This is a genomic window from Fructobacillus evanidus, from assembly GCF_963580165.1.
GTDB lineage: Bacteria > Bacillota > Bacilli > Lactobacillales > Lactobacillaceae > Fructobacillus > Fructobacillus evanidus.
Map to the genome: position 1 here is coordinate 40,818 of NZ_CAUZLM010000005.1, position 16,409 is coordinate 57,226.

A 16,409-nucleotide genomic window follows, 5' to 3' on the forward strand; every position below is an offset into this window, starting at 1 on the left:
TTGTTGATTTTTAAGAGACCAGCATCTGATTTCAATAACGCTTAATTTTAATGTCTTGTAAACAGCCAGCATCTGATTTCAATAGTACTTAGTTTTCGCGCTTTTGTAAGACGGTAATCGTCTCGATGTGAGCAGTCTGAGGGAATTGGTCCACCGGAACAACCGGTCCCTTGACCTCGTAACCCAAGTCCTTAAACAGGGCAACATCACGGGCGGCGGTCACGGGATTACAAGAAACGTAGACCACGCGGTCAGGTCCCATTTCAGCCGTCTTTTCAATTAACTTTGGCGTCAACCCCCGGCGTGGTGGATCAACAAAGACGACGTCTGGTCGAATCCCTTGGTTTTGCCAATCCTCAAACTGGTCAGGAGCATCGCGCTCAATATAACTGGCATTTTCAATCTGATTTAACGCCAAATTCTTCTTAGCATCCAGCACCGCTCCGGGTACAACCTCGACACCAATCACTTCCTTGACGCGGTCAGCGACTGAAATTCCGATTGTTCCAATCCCGGCATATGCATCCACAACAACATCCGTTGGCTTCAAATCAGCCAAGTCGGCTGCCTTCTGATAAAGCTTTTCCGTCATCACTGGATTAACTTGGTAGAAGGAATTTGGACCAATTAAGAATTTTTTCCCAAGTAGTGTATCCTCAATCGTTGCCTGGCCAAAGAGAACCCGGTTGTTGGCGCTCAATTGGACATAGTCTTTTTTAGGTGCAAAGTTCAAGATTAAGGATGTCAAATCAGGCAATGCTTGCACGATTTCAGCCACGAGTCCCGCCTCATCGGGCAAGTTTTTTTCGTTGGTCACCAAAACCACCATTAACTGCTGGCTATAATAACCCCGGCGCACCATCACATAACGGATGGCTCCCTCTTCTTGGTCCGGATCATAGGCAGAGACGCCCCGTTTAGCCAGAATCTCACGGACAATCACAATCACTTCATCTACTCGAGCATCATTGACGTAATAGTCTTCCATCGGTACCAAATGATGGCTGCCCCGTTGGTAAAAACCAGACAATAACTGCCCATCCTGCCACTTAAGGGGAACGACCGTTTTATTGCGATAGTAAGTTGGCGTTGTGTCCATCGTAATCGGATCAGCAACGGTTACTTTCAGGTCAGCATCGTGAAAGTTTTTTTGCACAATTTGTTGCTTAAAATCTTTCTGATTTTCATAAGCCCAGTTAACCAGGGGAGCTGTCCCAGCTTCAATCAAATATTGTCGATTCTGATTTTTCCGGCCAGTACTCTCTTGGACCCAGGCCAAAATTTTACCGTAGGCGGAATACTTATCCACCTGGATAATTTCAATCTGAACTTCTTCACCCAGCATGGCATCAGCTAAATAAATCGGATAATCCGGCCGATCCTTTAAAAAGGCCATCCCCATCCCATTTTGGCGAATCTCTTTGATAGTGACCGTCAATTTTTCATGTAATTTAACGGGTACGATTGTCTTTGCCATCATGCCTCCAGCACTTTGCTTGGTGATAACTCACTGCAAACAAATTCTTTTTCCACAAGCCAAGAAAAAACGCCCACCGAGGTGAGCGTTTTTATACAACAACTTAGTCGTTGTTCTTGAAGCCGAAGTTAGCAAACTTCTTGTTAAACTTGTCAACCGCACCATCAGCTTGAGTAAACTTCTGCTTACCAGTGTAGAATGGGTGTGAATCTGAAGTGATTTCCATACGTACTGATGGATATTCTTGACCTTCAAAATCAGTAGTTGTGTCAGTTGCAACAACAGATGCTGACAAGAACTTCTTACCAGTTGCGGCATCAATAAAGACAACTGGACGGTAATCTGGATGGATTTCTTTTTTCATGAGTATCTCCTTAGCGCCCTGATTTTATTAAATCAGAGTCAGTTATTAACTTAACTATTCTATCACAGGGATATTATCCATGCAAGGTTAAGGCATCAAGTTGATTAAATCAACACCCTCGATTTTTAAATCAACGCCCAGCGAAGCTAATTTATCAGCTAAGCGGTCGTATCCTCGCAGGATGTGTGTAGCATTTTCAATCACGGTTTGGCCGTCGGCCATAATGCCGGCAATCACCAAAGCTGCTCCTGCGCGAATCTCGGCTGCTTCCACAGTCGCTCCAACCAAACGCTCGGAATGGTTGACCTTGATTTCACCTGGGTTCAATGACGATAACTCCGCCCCCATCCGTCGCAATTCAGCAATATGCTTATTCCGCTTTGGATAAATGGTTTCAACAATCGTACTTTCACCACTAGCTAAAAACAAAAGTGGTGTGATTGGTTGCTGTAAATCAGTCGCAAAACCAGGGTATGGCATCGTCTTGATTGAAACAGGCTTCAAATCATGGCTTGGCCCGATATAAACGGAGTCTTCACCGATTTGCATGTCGACGCCCATTTCCAACAACTTTGAAGTATAGGACTCCAAATGTTCCGGAATAACGTTTTTAATCGTCACTCCGTCACCAAAGGCAGCGGCCATGGACATGTATGTGCCAGCCTCAATCCGGTCAGGAATAATCGTGTGGGTATTGCGTGCTTCCAAACGATCGACACCTGTAATGCGAATCGTATCGGTTCCAGCACCGCGGATATTGGCGCCCATGTTGTTCAAGAAGGTCGCAATATCGATGATTTCTGGTTCCTTGGCGACGTTTTCAATAATGGTTTGTCCCTTAGCCTTTACCGCAGCTAAAATAATATTAACTGTCGCACCAACTGAAACCGTGTCCAAGGTCACTCGTGCCCCAGTTAAACCATGCGCAGTCGCATCAAGGGTAATGAGGTCACCGACTTCAGTCACCGTTGCACCAAGAGCTTCAAAGCCCTTGATGTGCTGGTCAATTGGTCGTGATCCAAGGTTATCACCACCAGGGAAGGTCACCGTTGCTCGACCAAAACGACCAAGCAATGCCCCCATAAAGTAATAAGAGGCACGCAATGATTTAATGGCCGTTGAAGGCAATTCGGATTCCGTAATCGTGGTTGGATCAATCGAAAGATCACCATTTTCGAAATTAGAACGAACGTTCATCGCAGCGAGAATATACTGTAAGTTTTTAACATCTAAAATTTGTGGAACATTGTCAAAGTTGACTGGCGTGTCGGCCAGAATTGCGGCTGGAATTAATGCAACCGTCGAGTTCTTGGCTCCGCCAATGGTCACCGCACCTGAAATCTTGTGGCCACCGTTAATAATAATTTTTGCCATAAGGGCTATCCTACTTGCTTGTGGTTTTACCCTAATTATATCGTTTTTGTTACAACAAGACAATCAAAATCAGCGGATTTCCGCACCTAATTCTGCCGTCAAAGTTGCCGTCATCTTTTCAAAGGCATCCGTGACAACTGATTCAACTAAGGTGTCGGTCTTATCTTGATAAGTCAACTGATAAGCCAATGACTTCTTACCAGCTGGTAATCCCTGACCCGTGTACAAGTCAAAGAAAGTCACGTTTTGAAGGTAGTACCCACCATTTTCTTTAATCACATCAAAGACCTGTTGTTGGTCGATACTGTCATCAACTAAGACGGCCAAATCACGACTGATTTGTGGGTACTTTGAAACCGGTTGATAAGCAACTGGTGCCTGTGAATGCTCAATGACCACTTCCAGGTCAATTTCAAAGGCAAAGACTGCGGGCAACTTGGCATTCGCCAAAACTGCTGGATGAATTTGGCCAACAAAACCAAGGTAAGTGGAGCCAAGATAGACATCCGCCGTCTGTCCCGGGTGCATGGCTTCGTGTTGTCCACTTTGCTCAAAGCGCACTGCATTTGAATCAAGGCCAATCGTCTGCAAATATGCCTCTAAACGGCCCTTGATATCGTAGAAATCAGCAACTTCATCTTTTTCACCCGTTTGCCAGCTTGATTCAGCCACATTCCCGACCAAGACACCGGCTAGGTGTTCGCGCTCTTCCGGCTGAACATTTTCGCCCTGGGCCAAGAAAATTCGTCCTTGCTCATATAAAGCAATGTCCTTAACGGACCGGGCAACGTTATAGGCCACATCATCCAACAGACCGGACAAAAGGTTTTGTCGAATCGTCGTCCGATCTGATGACATTGGGTAATCCAAGACCACCACATCACGATTCTGGTCCAAATTGAAGGCCGTTGCCTTTTCAGGAGTTGTCAGGGCATAGGAAATGGCCTGGTCAAAGCCGAGACTTTCCATAATTTCTCGACTAGCGCGAATTTTCTTTTGCCGTGGTGTCAAATCACCCGGCGTGCTCTGTCCTTCAACCAAGGCCGTTGGCAGGTTGTCATAACCATACAGACGGCCAACCTCTTCGATCAAATCGGCTGGAATATTCAAATCAGTTCGGCGACCCGGAATAGTCACTAAGTATTGCCCATCGTTTTCATCGATTGGCAAAGCCAAACGAGTGAAGATAGCAGAAATCGTCGCCACTGACAAATCCGTTCCCAAAATTTGATTGATACGGTCACGACTGATAGCAATCGTCTCTGGTGCCCGGTAAGCAAAGCCAAACTTGCTCAAACCAACAACAATCTTCCCCTTAGTCAGCATGGCCATCTCGGCAGCCACTTGATCAAGGACTTCAAGGGTTTGATCCAAGTCAATTCCCCGTTCAAAACGGAAAGAGGACTCTGACCGTAACGTATGGCGGCGAGCACTTTGCCGCAAGAGGCTTGGGTTAAACTGACCAGCCTCAACAACCACCTTGGTCGTATCAGCCGTCACAGCAACCGCTGGGTTCGTGGCAATTCCTGCCAAAGACAAAATTTGATCACCGGCTGCAACCACAATATCTTGGTCAGCACGGAGAGCCATTGCCTCTTCTTCACCCTGAGGCAAAGTTTCGCCTTCTTTTGCCAAACGAACTTCCAGTTGCATCGTGGCTAATTTATCCAAATCATAGACGTACAAAGGTTGCCCCGTCAGTAAGAGCCAATAGTTGGCCAAATCAGCAATCTTGTTTTCTGGCTTGAAACCGGCATTCCACAGGCGGCTTTGCAACCAAAGAGGTGATGGGTCGTTTTTAACTTGACCCAAGACACGGACTGCATACCCCGTTGCCAAATCAGCGTTTCCGGTAACCGTCACCACCGCATTCGACTCGGATTGATCACTCAAAACCGTTGTCTGTGGCAGCATCACCTTCTGGTCAGTCATGGCAGCCAATTCATAGGCCATCCCCCGCATTGACAACAGGTCAGCCCGGTTCGGGGTCAAATCAGTATCAATCATCGGATCCTTAAGACCCAAGACTGCGAGTGCATCATCCCCTGGCTGAGCACCATCTTCTTCTGTGAAGACGTGAATGCCTTCCTCAAAGTCCTGTGGTGCCACAGCATCAGCTAAGCCGATTTCTTGCAGGGCAACCAGCATTCCATAAGAGGTTTCCCCACGAAGTTGGGCCTCCTTGATGGTCACCAAGTCACCGCTTTCACGGTCGATAATCTGAGCCCCAACACGGGCCAAGACCACTAACTGCCCTTCAGCCACGTTTGGTGCACCGGTCACAACCTGGATTGTCTCTTGACCATCAAAAACCTGCGTGATCACCATGTGATCAGAATCTGGATGGGGCACAACCGAATCGACTCGGACAACCACGAGACCTGACTGCTTGGCAGCAGCCGTTCCAACGGATTCCAGTTCCACACTGGTCAATTCAATTTGCTGTGCCAAATCCAAGACAGCCTGCTCGCTCAAATCAAGCCCTGGCTGTAAGTATTCGTTTAACCATTTTAAGTTGGTCTTCATGATTAGTTCCCCCGCTTATTAAATTGATCCAAGAACCGGACATCGTTTAAGTAGAATTGACGAATATCTTCCACGCCATACTTCAGCATGGCAAAACGGTCAGGACCCAAGCCAAAGGCAAAGGCCGAGTATTCTTCTGGATCAACGCCATCCATCTTCAAGACGTTCGGATGGGTCATCCCCGCTCCCAAAACTTCAATCCAACGGATATCTTCTGGCTTGGTGTCTTCCGTCACTTCGTTCCAAGAAACGTCAACTTCGACAGAAGGTTCCGTAAAGGGGAAGTAAGATGGACGCAGGCGAATTTGGTGCTTTTCACCGAAAAGCTCCTGCATAATCGACAACAACGTTCCCTTTAAATCAGCCATGGTAATGTTCTTACCAACGACCAAACCTTCCACTTGGTGGAATTGGTGTGAGTGCGTGGCATCGTCGGTATCCCGCCGGTAAACCTTCCCTGGTGCAATCATCTTCAATGGCCCCTTAGAAAAATCATGCTTTTCCAAAGCGCGTGATTGAACTGGTGATGTCTGCGTTCGCAGCAAAATTTCTGGCGTCACATAGAAAGTATCCTGCATATCACGGGCTGGATGATCCTTTGGCAGGTTTTCCCGTTCAAAGTTGTATTCATCCGTTTCCACTTCGGGTGAATCGATTGGGTCATCAATCACTTGATAGCCCAATCCCAAAAAATGGCTTTCGATTTCATCCATGATTTGTTGCAATACATGACGGTTACCTAACTTGGGCTTTGTTCCCGGCAAGGTTACATCAAGCGTTTCCGCCTGCAATTTGGCATCCATGGCCGCCTTTTCTTGAACGGCTTTCATGGCTGCTAAGCTATCTTGGATTTGTTGGCGGACCTGATTGCCCACCTGACCGACAGCCTTCTTTTCATCGATTGAAAGGTCCTTCATCGACTTCAAAACCGTCGTGATTTTCCCCTTCTTACCGAGGTAAGCCACCCGGACTTGTTCCAAGTCGGCTCCCTTTGCTGCCAAATCAGCCTCAGCTTGCTTGGCGATTGCCTGTAATTCATCAATTAATGTCATTCATCTTCCTCTTTTTCCCAATAAAAAAGTCCCCTATGTTGTTCACACAACATAAGGGACGTAAGAGAACTTCCGCGGTACCACCCAGTTTCTGACCAAAAGGCCAGCACTCTTGGCCGGTATCGGTGGCTTACCGTTGACTGTTAGGCCAAAGTCTCCAGACTGAAATTCGAGGCACCAGCAGACGGTCTTACACTAGACACCGTTCGCTTTGCTACTGGCTGACCCCTACTAGGTCCTTCATCGTACCTCTAGTATAACAAAAATCAGGAAAACCGCCTAGCCTGTTTTTTTGGCTCGACGTTTTTAAAAAATCCTATTAGTCTAATCGTTAACTTGGTCTTCAGCAGGCTTGCCCTCGAAAACTGCTAAGACATTCTTAGCAGCCGTCTTAGCGACTTCAAAGTCTGCTTCCTTTGAGTGCGCTGCCACGTGTGGCAAGACAAAGGCATTTGGTAGGGACAACAATTCGTTGTCCGGACTAATTGGCTCTTGGTCGACCACATCCAATCCTGCAGCAGCAATCTTACCAGACTTCAAACTAGCAATCATAGCGGTCTCATCAATCACTGGGCCACGACCAACGTTGACCACCACCGTGCTTGACTTCATTCTGTCAAAGGCCTTTTGGTCAATCAAACCTGTCGTGCTTGGTGTTGCTGGCAAGGCCGAAACAACAAAATCAGCCTGTTGGAAGATTTCATCAAGGTCAGCCATCCGACCATTGGGTACATCGTGGTCATGACGCGCATAGGCCAAAACGTGAACCCCAAAGCCAGTCAATAATTTGGCAATTTCTTGTCCAATATGACCAAAACCAAGAATTCCAACAATCTTGCCAGAAACTTGCTGGCCACTCTTGCCGACCATATAGTCGGCTAGCTTCTTATCCGTAATGCTGTCGTGGCTGGCTTCAAACAGACGGCCGGCCATCAGCATCAACGTAATCGCTGTTTCCGCGACTGCACCGGCATTCGCACCTGGTGTGTTCGTGACGGCAATTCCACGTTGACTAGCAGCCTGCAAGTCAACGTTGTCATAGCCAACACCATGACGAGCGATAACCTTCAAATTTGGGAAGCGGTCCATGACTGCTCCGTCAACTGGATACATCATCAAGATGATACCAATAACCTCATCATCACTGGCAAAATCCTCTGATGTTGCCTGTGGGTTTGAAACGATTTCCAACCCTGCTCGCTTCAATGGAGCAAGAGCGTTTTCATCAATCCCATCAAATACTAAAACTTTCGCCATAATTATCGAAACTCCCTTCTTACTTTGCCTGACCAAGTAGTGCTTCAAGCTGATTTAACCGGTCTTCAAAGACGGCAAAGGCTTGATCTAAGTATGCGCCTTCTGTCATATTAACACCAGCCTTGGCAATCACTTCTAATGGACTAGCCGAGTTGCCGGCCTTCAAATAGTCCTTATAGCGTTCCGCTTCACCCTTTTCCAAAATGTTTTGGGCCAGTGTTGTGGCGGCCGCTTCACCAGTAGCGTACTGGTAAACATAGAAATTGTAGTAGAAGTGTGGAATTCGTGACCATTCGTAAGCAATTTCTGGGTCCTTGGTCAAATCAGGACCATAGAACTTTGAATCGAGCTCGCCATAGTAGTCGGCCATCGCTTCAGCTGTCAATGGCTGACCAGCAGCGTCTTGGTCATGAATCCAAGCTTCAAAGTCGGCAAATTCCGTCTGACGAAAGACCGTACCCTTAAAGCCGTCTAAGTATTGGTTCAAAACGTAAGCTTGAACCTTAGGATTATCATAGATCTTCAAAAGGTAGTCCGTCAAGAGAGCTTCATTGGTTGTTGAAGCAATTTCGGCCAAAAAGATTGGATAATCACCATAGTGGTAGGGCTGGTTGTGGCGAGTTAAATAAGAATGAACAGTGTGACCCATTTCATGGACCAAGGTATAGACGTTATCAAACGTATCCTGCCAGTTCAGCAAGATATAAGGGTTGGTATCATATGCCCCACCAGAATAAGCCCCTGACCGCTTACCTTTGTTTTCAACGACGTCAATCCAGCGCTCAGCAAAGGCCTTCTTAACAACGTCCAAGTAGTCTTCGCCAAGTGGTGCTAAGGCCTTTAAGGCGATTGCTTTGGCATCCTCATAGGTAACAGGCAAGTCCACATCGTCCGTCAAAGAAACATACAAATCGTATGAGTGAACTTCTTCCAAGCCCAAGACTTCCTTACGCAAGGAAACATAGCGATGCAAGAGTGGCAAGTTCTTTTCAACACGGTCCGTCAAGGTATCATAAACGGCCGTTGGAATCTGATTTGACAGTACGGCTGCTTCCTTAGCAGATTGATAATGGCGCGTTTTCGCCAAGAAATTATGCTTCTTAACTGTTGAAGATAGAGTTGAAGCAAAGGTATTCTTCAATGCCATATAAGCGTCGTAGAGGGTCGTAAAGGCCTGTTGACGCGTTGGCTGGTTCTTAGACCGCAGCATCACACCATAGAGACCGTTCGTCAATTCTTCGACTTCACCATTTTCCGTGACAACGTCACCAAAGTCCATATCGGCGTTGTCGAGGGCTGAGAAAGTTTGTTCAGCCGATGACAAAACGGTTGAAGCCCCCGCTAACAAAGCCTCCTGGTCGGCAGGTAGTGTGTGGGCCTTTTCTGAAAGTAAGACATCAAAGAAATGACGGTAAGGCACCAGCGCTTGGTCGTCGAGATAAGTGGCCAAAGTCTTTTCATCAATCGCCAAAACTTCTGGTTGAAAGAAGGCGGTTGCTTGGCTCACAGCAGCTAACAAATCTTGAGCCTGCGCATAAACACCGGCATAGTGATTGTTGGCCGTATCCTCATCATATTTTTGATTGGCATAAACGTAAATCTTTTCAAATGACCGTTCGATTTGGAGATCCGTTTCCAAACCGGCCAACAGGGTCTGGGCAGAATCGCCAAGGTGACCGACATATTGGTCTAAGTCAGCCAGGCTAGCCTTCAAAGCGGCAACCGCTTCTTCAAAGGCCTGGTCATCTGCAAAGACCGTGGTTAAATCCCAAGTCAGTTCCGTTGGCACTTCTTGTCGTGTGATTTGTCCCATGTAGTTGTTGCCCAAGGCATTGGCTTGCTTCAGGCCCCCCTTTTTCTGATATTTTACTCATTTTAACATAGCAATCTTAATCTGCGACAAATTGCAGGAGCTTTATCACTAGAATTTTGTTGTCCTGTAAGCAGATAACCCCACTTACTGCCAAATCAGTATAAGTCGCTTTCACGATTTTTTCTGGTTCCTGAAAACTGGGGTAAAAATACTGCCTTAACCGGGCACTCAGGCTCTTCTCAAAGATCCAATGATTAAGCCCAACTTTTTCTAATAATAAGACAAGAACTAAACGGAAATACCAATTTGGCACTGCTAGGCCAAAAACTTGCCCCAATAAGCACCAGTCCGGAATCTGGTCGAGCCGCTGCCCTCGTTCATAAAGATAGTTAATCATGTCAATGTTGACCCGACCCTGAACCATCAGCAAGGTCAGCTTTGTTCGCTGGTAGAGTAAGTGCTGAGCCAGGTTACTGGTCGGATTGACCAACTTTGTCTGATAAAGGACTGGTTGGCTAGCTGACCGCATTCCTAGAGGCTTGTCGTGATCATCCTCAGCACCATTAGCTAAGCTAGATAAAATCGCCGGAAAACCAATCTGATTTTGGTAATGTAACTTGTGAAAGTCCGTCTTAGAAAAATTAAAGCGGGTATCAAAGCGTTTCTGCTTGGGTACATAAAAAAATAGTCGGCCGCAGTAGAGAAACCGACAGATGAGCTCGCCTGATAAACGCCGCTGATAGTAAGCCGGCCCCAAAACCCACAGCACCTCTAATCCAAGACTTTTCAGTCCCTGATTACGCTCCTGCAGCCGTTTTCGACCAATTGGTGAGCATTGGTATTCAATTGCCAAATCAGGACCCTGTGGTCGTTTAACCAACAAATCAGGACGCTGACTAATTTGACCTAAAACGGGTTCCACTACTACCTGATAATCTTTTGCAAAAGACCGATAGAGTGCCATCTTACCCAAAAGATGATCGATTGTTTCACCTTCTGTAAAAGAATGGCAGCTCGCCTGCACCTGGTGGGCAAAGTGGGCTACATTTTGTTGACCGTGTCGAAGGACGACTGACTCTTTGCAGGCTGGACACCGGTAACTTTCCTCTCGGTTAGCCAAATTGGCAAAGCAGTATTGGTTGGATGAATTAATTGCAAGTAACATAAAAAGGGCCTCTCAGTCAGTTAGACGAGAGAACCCTTTAAAATCATTTTTAATTAATCTAAACGCTTCTTTAACCAGTTTGAGAACCAAGTCAACAGCGTAATCACAATCATGTAAATCAGACCGATAATGGCCCAAACACGGAATCCTTGTGAGTTACGAGCAACAATCAATGTTCCCGTTTGTGTCAATTCCAAAATTCCGATGGCAGACAAGATTGACGTGTCCTTCAAGGTAATAATGAATTGGTTAACAAACGATGGCACCATAATCTTCAAACCTTGTGGAACGACGACCTTGGACATTGCCTTACCATAAGGCAATCCCAATGAACGAGCCGCTTCCATCTGTCCTCGGTCAACGGCTTCAAAACCACCACGAACAAAGGCTCCAGTATAAGCACCCTCATTCAAAATCAGTGTCAACAAACCGGCCGTAAAGGCAGGAATCTTCGTTCCAATCACACCTGGCAAACCAATATAAATGAAGAAGGCCAAGACCATCAGTGGCAAACCACGGAAGGCGTAAATAATCGTTGTGGATAATCCACGCAAGAACTTTGACTTAACCACACCCATCAAACCAAGCAACAAGCCCCAAAGAGAAGCCAAGATAATGCCGGTAACAGTCAACTCAATCGTTTGAACTAAGCCATCAAAGAAGGCTTTCTTGTTTGAACGCAAGATACCCCAAGTAGAGTTGTTATCAGAAGCTGAACCAGTAAAGTTCTTCTGGTCTGATTTCAAATACTTATCAACAATCTTTTGATAAGAACCATCGGCCTTCATTTCCTTCAAGGTCTTGTTAAAATCAGCAATCAGCTGTGGGTTTTGGCCCTTCTTAACGAAGAAGCCATAACCACCGGCGTTACCAGGGTTATTTGGATTCTTAACTTCCAAATCTAAGCCGTTTTTAATGGCGTACTGGATAACGGGCATATCTTCAAAGGTAGCAGCACTGTTACCATTGACAACGTCGTTATACATCGTGTCCGTATCGTTGAAGTACTTAACCTTAAAGCCGTACTTCTTTTGCAAGGACAAACCATAGTTCGAGGCGGCCGTTCCAGACTTCAAGGCAACCGTCTTCCCCTTTAATTCGGATAATGACTTAATCTTGGAGCCCTTTTTAGTAATCCAAGCAACACCAGTCTTATAGTAAGGATCCGAAACATCATAGACTTGCTTCCGCTCGTCCGTGATGGCCATTCCAGCAATGATACCATCTGCCTGGCCGTTAGCAACCATTTGAGCGGCAGCGTTAAAGGACATTGGCTTCAATGTATAGGTGAAGTGGTTTCTCTTGGCCACTTCCTTCAAAATATCTTGGTCAATACCGACGTACTCATTATTTTTGTCTTGGAAATCAAAGGGTGCGTAAGTTGCATCCGTTGAGATGACATAATTGGGTTCAGCAGCACTTGCCTTCGTTCCAAAGGCAAAGAGCCCCAAGAAAAGCGTTAGCGCCACCAAAATCGGCTTTACTCGTTGGTTGACCATTGTATTCATTCTTCCTATCTTTTCGTGTTAACGATTAGTTACCCTTAGGCTTGCATCACCTTTGACAAGAAGGTTTGCAAACGTTCATTCTTTGGTGCATTAAACACTTCTTCAGGCGTACCAGATTCTTGAATCTTACCAGATTCGAAGAAGACAACCCGGTCAGCCACTTGCTTGGCAAAGCCCATTTCGTGGGTAACGATAATCATCGTCATTCCTGACTTCGCCAAATCCTTCATAACATCCAACACATCGCCAACCATTTCTGGATCCAAGGCTGATGTTGGTTCATCAAAAAGCATGATGTCTGGGTCCATTGCCAAGGCACGGGCAATAGCAACACGCTGCTTTTGTCCACCTGACAATGAATTAACTGATTTGTCAGCCTTATCTGACAGGCCAACAGTTTCTAACAATTCCTTACCACGCTTGTCTGCTTCTTCCTTTGTCATCTTGCCCAATTGAACAGGTGCCAAAGTAATGTTTTGCAAAACAGTGTAGTTGTTAAAGAGGTTAAAGTTCTGGAACACCATTCCGATGTTTTCGCGAACCTTATTAATATCAGTCTTTGGATCAGAGATGTCATAGCCATCAACTTCAACCAAACCAGAGTTTGGCATTTCCAACTGATTTAACATCCGCAAGAAGGTTGACTTTCCTGAACCAGAAGGCCCAATCATAACAACAACTTCGTTGGCCATCACGTCCAAAGAGATGTCACGCAAAACGTGGTTATCGCCATATGACTTGTTAACCTTGTCTACGTGTACTTTCACTTGCTTTTCTTCACTCATGCTCGTGTCCTTTTTTCAACCCAGTTACTCAACCATGTAAGTAACGTAATTACAATTAAGTATATCACAGCGATAATTGCCCAGACACGGAATCCCTGTGAATTCCGAGTAACAATCAACGTACCAGTCTGTGTCAATTCCAAAATACCAATAGCAGACAAGATTGACGTGTCCTTCAAGGTAATAATAAATTGGTTAATAAAACTTGGAATCATTAACTTCAAACCTTGCGGAATAATCACCTTCCGCATGGCCTTTGAATGAGAAAGTCCCAATGAACGCGCAGCTTCCATTTGACCAGCATCAACAGAATTGAAACCACCACGAACAAAGGCACCGGTATAAGCACCTTCATTTAAAATCAGTGTCAAAACGCCGGCCGTAAAGGCAGGAATCTTCACGCCAATCACACCAGGCAAACCGATGTAGATAAAGAAGGCCAAAACCATCATTGGCATTCCACGGAAGATGTAGATAATCGTTGTTGACAAACCACGCAAAAACTTTGACTTTGCCACACCCATGACACCCAAGAGCAAGCCCCAGATAGTTGCCAGGACAATTCCAACAATCGTCAAGTAAAGTGTTTCCTTCAAACCTGTCCAGAAAGCTGATGAGTTTGAACGCAAGATACCAAAGACGGAGTTGTTGTCAGAAGCTGAACCAGTAAAGGTTGATGCCTTCGCATCCAAGTACTTGTTGACAATCTTGTCGTAAGTACCATCCTTCTTGATGGCAGCAAAGCCCTTGTCAAAGGCAGCCAACAAGGAAGCGTTAGCACCCTTCTTAACGGCAAAGCCATAGTCACCAGCATTAAATGGATCCTTTGGATTTTGAACCTTCAATTCCGTACCGTTCTTAACGGCATACTGCAAAACAGGAAGGTCACCGAACGTAGCGGCCGTGTTCCCGTTAATCACATCACGGTATGAAGTATCGGAATCAGAGAAGTAAGTAATCTTGAAACCATACTTTGATTGGATTGATTCGGCGTACTGTGCACCGGCAGTTCCAGTCTTCAAAGCAACCGTCTTGCCCTTCAAATCAGACAAAGACTTAATCTTTGAATCCTTGGCAGTTGCCCAACCAATTCCACTACGGTAATAAGGCGTTGAAAAATCAAAGACCTGACGACGGGCGTCAGTAATTGACATCCCAGCAATCACCCCATCGGCCTGGTCAGAAGCAACGGCCTGAGTAGCGGCGTTGAAGGACATTGGCTTTAATTCATATGTAAATCCTTCACGCTTGGCAATGGTGGCCAAGATGTCTTGGTCAATTCCAACGTACTTGTTGTTCTTATCTTGGAAATCAAAGGGTGCATAAGTAGCATCCGTGGCGATAATGTAGTGGGGTTCGCTGGCCGAAGCTGGCTTTTGGCTTGCCACACCAAAGGCCAGGAAGGCTGCCACTGCAGTCACCAAAGTCATTAGTACTTTTTTCATAATAACCTCTTTTTCATAATGTGCCTATTATATCAAAAACTAACAGGGCATTTACTGACAATGTTAGTTTTTATTACGTTAGTGGTCTAGTCCGAAAGAGTGAATGGAGTCTGCTATAATAGACTTCATGACCAATTGGATTAGCCAAACAATCGAACCATGGATGCCCAAGGGCGCTTTAAAGGCCAAGGACGACTATGCCAAAATCGCTCAAGCAAGCGGTTTCTCTCACCTCCCTCTTGAACGTTACAACGATCAGCGTTTCTCAGAAACCGAACGTCAAAAGCGCATCGAGGAGGCACTCAAGCTGATTGTACCAGGCGATACCGTGATCCATCAATTCCCAACTTACATGAGTGCTGATTTTGAAGCCGATTGGTTGGCAGCTATTAAAGACAAAAAAGCTAATTATGTCTTATTAATTCACGACTTCGAACCATTCCGAGTAACAAAAGCTAACCCGACGGAGTTTGCATTAGCACAAAAGGCCGACCTCATTATCACCCATTCAGAGGCAATGAGCCAAGCCTTAGCAAAAATGGGTGTTACTCAAAGAACAATTGTTCAACCTCTTTTTGACTATTTGGGCCCCAATCCACCCCTCGCTAGCTATCAAAAAATTCTAAATTATGCCGGTACTTGGCAAAAAGCCCCCTGGCTACAAAATTACCAGGGACAGGCGCTAAAACTGTTTGGTAATCGACCCAAGAAGTGGCGTGACTGGCAAGCGCCTGCAGACATCGAGTGGGCTGGCAACTTCGAGCCCGACGACATTCAAAACCATTTGGGCGCCGGCTTTGGTTTGCTCTGGGATAGCGATTTTGATACTCTCCACTATCAAAGCTACACGAAAATCAATGCCCCACACAAGGCGAGCCTCTATCTCAAGGCCGGGCTCCCGCTCATTGCTTGGCAAAAAAGCCATATTGGCCGGTTGATTGACCGTTATCAAATCGGTTTCACCATCAACGATTTAGCCGAACTAGAAGATTTGATGAAAACCATGACTGCCGACCAGTATCAAAGCTGGCAGGCTAACCTCTTGCCACTGCGAGAACAGGTCAGCGAAGGGTTCTTTACTAAACAAACGCTCAAAGCCGTAACTGATTTCTTCCAATAGAGACTAGCTAACTGACATTCGCACATAGAAAAAGCACCGCGAAGCGGCCAATTTTACTTGGTCATTCACGGTGCTCTTTTTATACACCAAAGATTTTAGCAACTTGAGCTTGAACCTTGTTCAAGTAAGTTTCCTGGTCAGCTTCAGATTGTGCGAACTTCTCGTCATCAACCTTTTGGCCGTCAAGAATTAATGCATCAGCCATCATGGCTGTTGCATCAGCATAATCTTGGTAGGCTTTTGCCAACGTCTTGTGGGCACCCATAAAACGAACGGGTACAGTCAAGGCGGCTAAAGTCTTGGCGTTTTCTTGGTAAACAGCCACAGCATCATCAAATTCCGCCTTTACTTCGGCAAAATCAGCCTTGGGCATGTCAGCAACTGCTGATTCTTGCTTAGCTGAATCTAATTTGACGAAAAATGGTGAAACGTGGTCAGCTGTCTCCTGTGTCTTCGTTAAGACATCCTGGAGTGCTTGGAGATAATACTGTAATTGCTTGGGGTTAAATTTTGCCACTATGCT

The 16,409-nt window shown here is 45.9% G+C and carries 13 protein-coding genes; 1 reads left to right on the top strand and 12 read right to left on the bottom strand.

The window, feature by feature from the left end:
• Positions 1-88: 88 nt before the first annotated feature.
• The 11 genes from rlmD to AABI08_RS04935 form a co-directional block, all read right to left on the bottom strand.
• A complete protein-coding gene (gene rlmD, locus AABI08_RS04885) occupies positions 89-1,477 on the bottom strand; it encodes a 23S rRNA (uracil(1939)-C(5))-methyltransferase RlmD (protein ID WP_338344006.1) in 1,389 nt (462 codons plus the stop codon).
• Between the two features lie 103 nt (positions 1,478-1,580).
• Complete coding sequence (locus tag AABI08_RS04890) at positions 1,581-1,841, bottom strand: type B 50S ribosomal protein L31 (RefSeq protein ID WP_047974287.1); 261 nt, start codon at positions 1,839-1,841, stop codon at positions 1,581-1,583.
• Between the two features lie 87 nt (positions 1,842-1,928).
• Positions 1,929-3,215, bottom strand: coding sequence for a UDP-N-acetylglucosamine 1-carboxyvinyltransferase (locus AABI08_RS04895; RefSeq protein WP_338344005.1), 1,287 nt, complete (start codon positions 3,213-3,215; stop codon positions 1,929-1,931).
• 69 nt (positions 3,216-3,284) lie between these two features.
• Positions 3,285-5,741: a phenylalanine--tRNA ligase subunit beta gene (gene pheT, locus AABI08_RS04900; protein WP_338344004.1), complete on the bottom strand. Its 2,457-nt coding sequence runs from the start codon at positions 5,739-5,741 to the stop codon at positions 3,285-3,287.
• A gap of 2 nt (positions 5,742-5,743) precedes the next feature.
• On the bottom strand, positions 5,744-6,793 hold the full coding sequence (gene pheS, locus AABI08_RS04905; protein ID WP_338344003.1) for a phenylalanine--tRNA ligase subunit alpha: 1,050 nt from the start codon (positions 6,791-6,793) through the stop codon (positions 5,744-5,746).
• Positions 6,794-7,117: 324 nt separating this feature from the next.
• The gene (locus AABI08_RS04910; protein ID WP_338344002.1) at positions 7,118-8,050 is read right to left on the bottom strand and encodes a phosphoglycerate dehydrogenase; all 933 of its coding nucleotides are present in this window, start codon (positions 8,048-8,050) and stop codon (positions 7,118-7,120) included.
• Positions 8,051-8,069: 19 nt separating this feature from the next.
• Positions 8,070-9,863, bottom strand: a complete 1,794-nt coding sequence (gene pepF, locus AABI08_RS04915; protein ID WP_338344001.1) for an oligoendopeptidase F — start codon at positions 9,861-9,863, stop codon at positions 8,070-8,072.
• Between the two features lie 76 nt (positions 9,864-9,939).
• Positions 9,940-11,028: a competence protein CoiA gene (locus AABI08_RS04920; protein WP_338344000.1), complete on the bottom strand. Its 1,089-nt coding sequence runs from the start codon at positions 11,026-11,028 to the stop codon at positions 9,940-9,942.
• Positions 11,029-11,081: 53 nt separating this feature from the next.
• Positions 11,082-12,527, bottom strand: coding sequence for an ABC transporter substrate-binding protein/permease (locus AABI08_RS04925; RefSeq protein WP_338344050.1), 1,446 nt, complete (start codon positions 12,525-12,527; stop codon positions 11,082-11,084).
• A 44-nt stretch (positions 12,528-12,571) separates the two neighbouring features.
• Complete coding sequence (locus AABI08_RS04930) at positions 12,572-13,321, bottom strand: amino acid ABC transporter ATP-binding protein (RefSeq protein WP_338343999.1); 750 nt, start codon at positions 13,319-13,321, stop codon at positions 12,572-12,574.
• Positions 13,318-14,766: an ABC transporter substrate-binding protein/permease gene (locus AABI08_RS04935; protein ID WP_338343998.1), complete on the bottom strand. Its 1,449-nt coding sequence runs from the start codon at positions 14,764-14,766 to the stop codon at positions 13,318-13,320. The genes AABI08_RS04930 and AABI08_RS04935 overlap by 4 nt, the downstream gene beginning before the upstream one ends.
• A gap of 127 nt (positions 14,767-14,893) precedes the next feature.
• Here AABI08_RS04935 and AABI08_RS04940 point away from each other — a divergent pair, with 127 nt between their 5' ends.
• Positions 14,894-15,886, top strand: coding sequence for a glycosyltransferase (locus AABI08_RS04940; RefSeq protein ID WP_338343997.1), 993 nt, complete (start codon positions 14,894-14,896; stop codon positions 15,884-15,886).
• A gap of 79 nt (positions 15,887-15,965) precedes the next feature.
• Here the strand turns inward: AABI08_RS04940 and AABI08_RS04945 are convergent, their stop codons facing one another.
• On the bottom strand, positions 15,966-16,403 hold the full coding sequence (locus tag AABI08_RS04945; protein WP_047974276.1) for a hypothetical protein: 438 nt from the start codon (positions 16,401-16,403) through the stop codon (positions 15,966-15,968).
• Positions 16,404-16,409 lie beyond the last annotated feature (6 nt).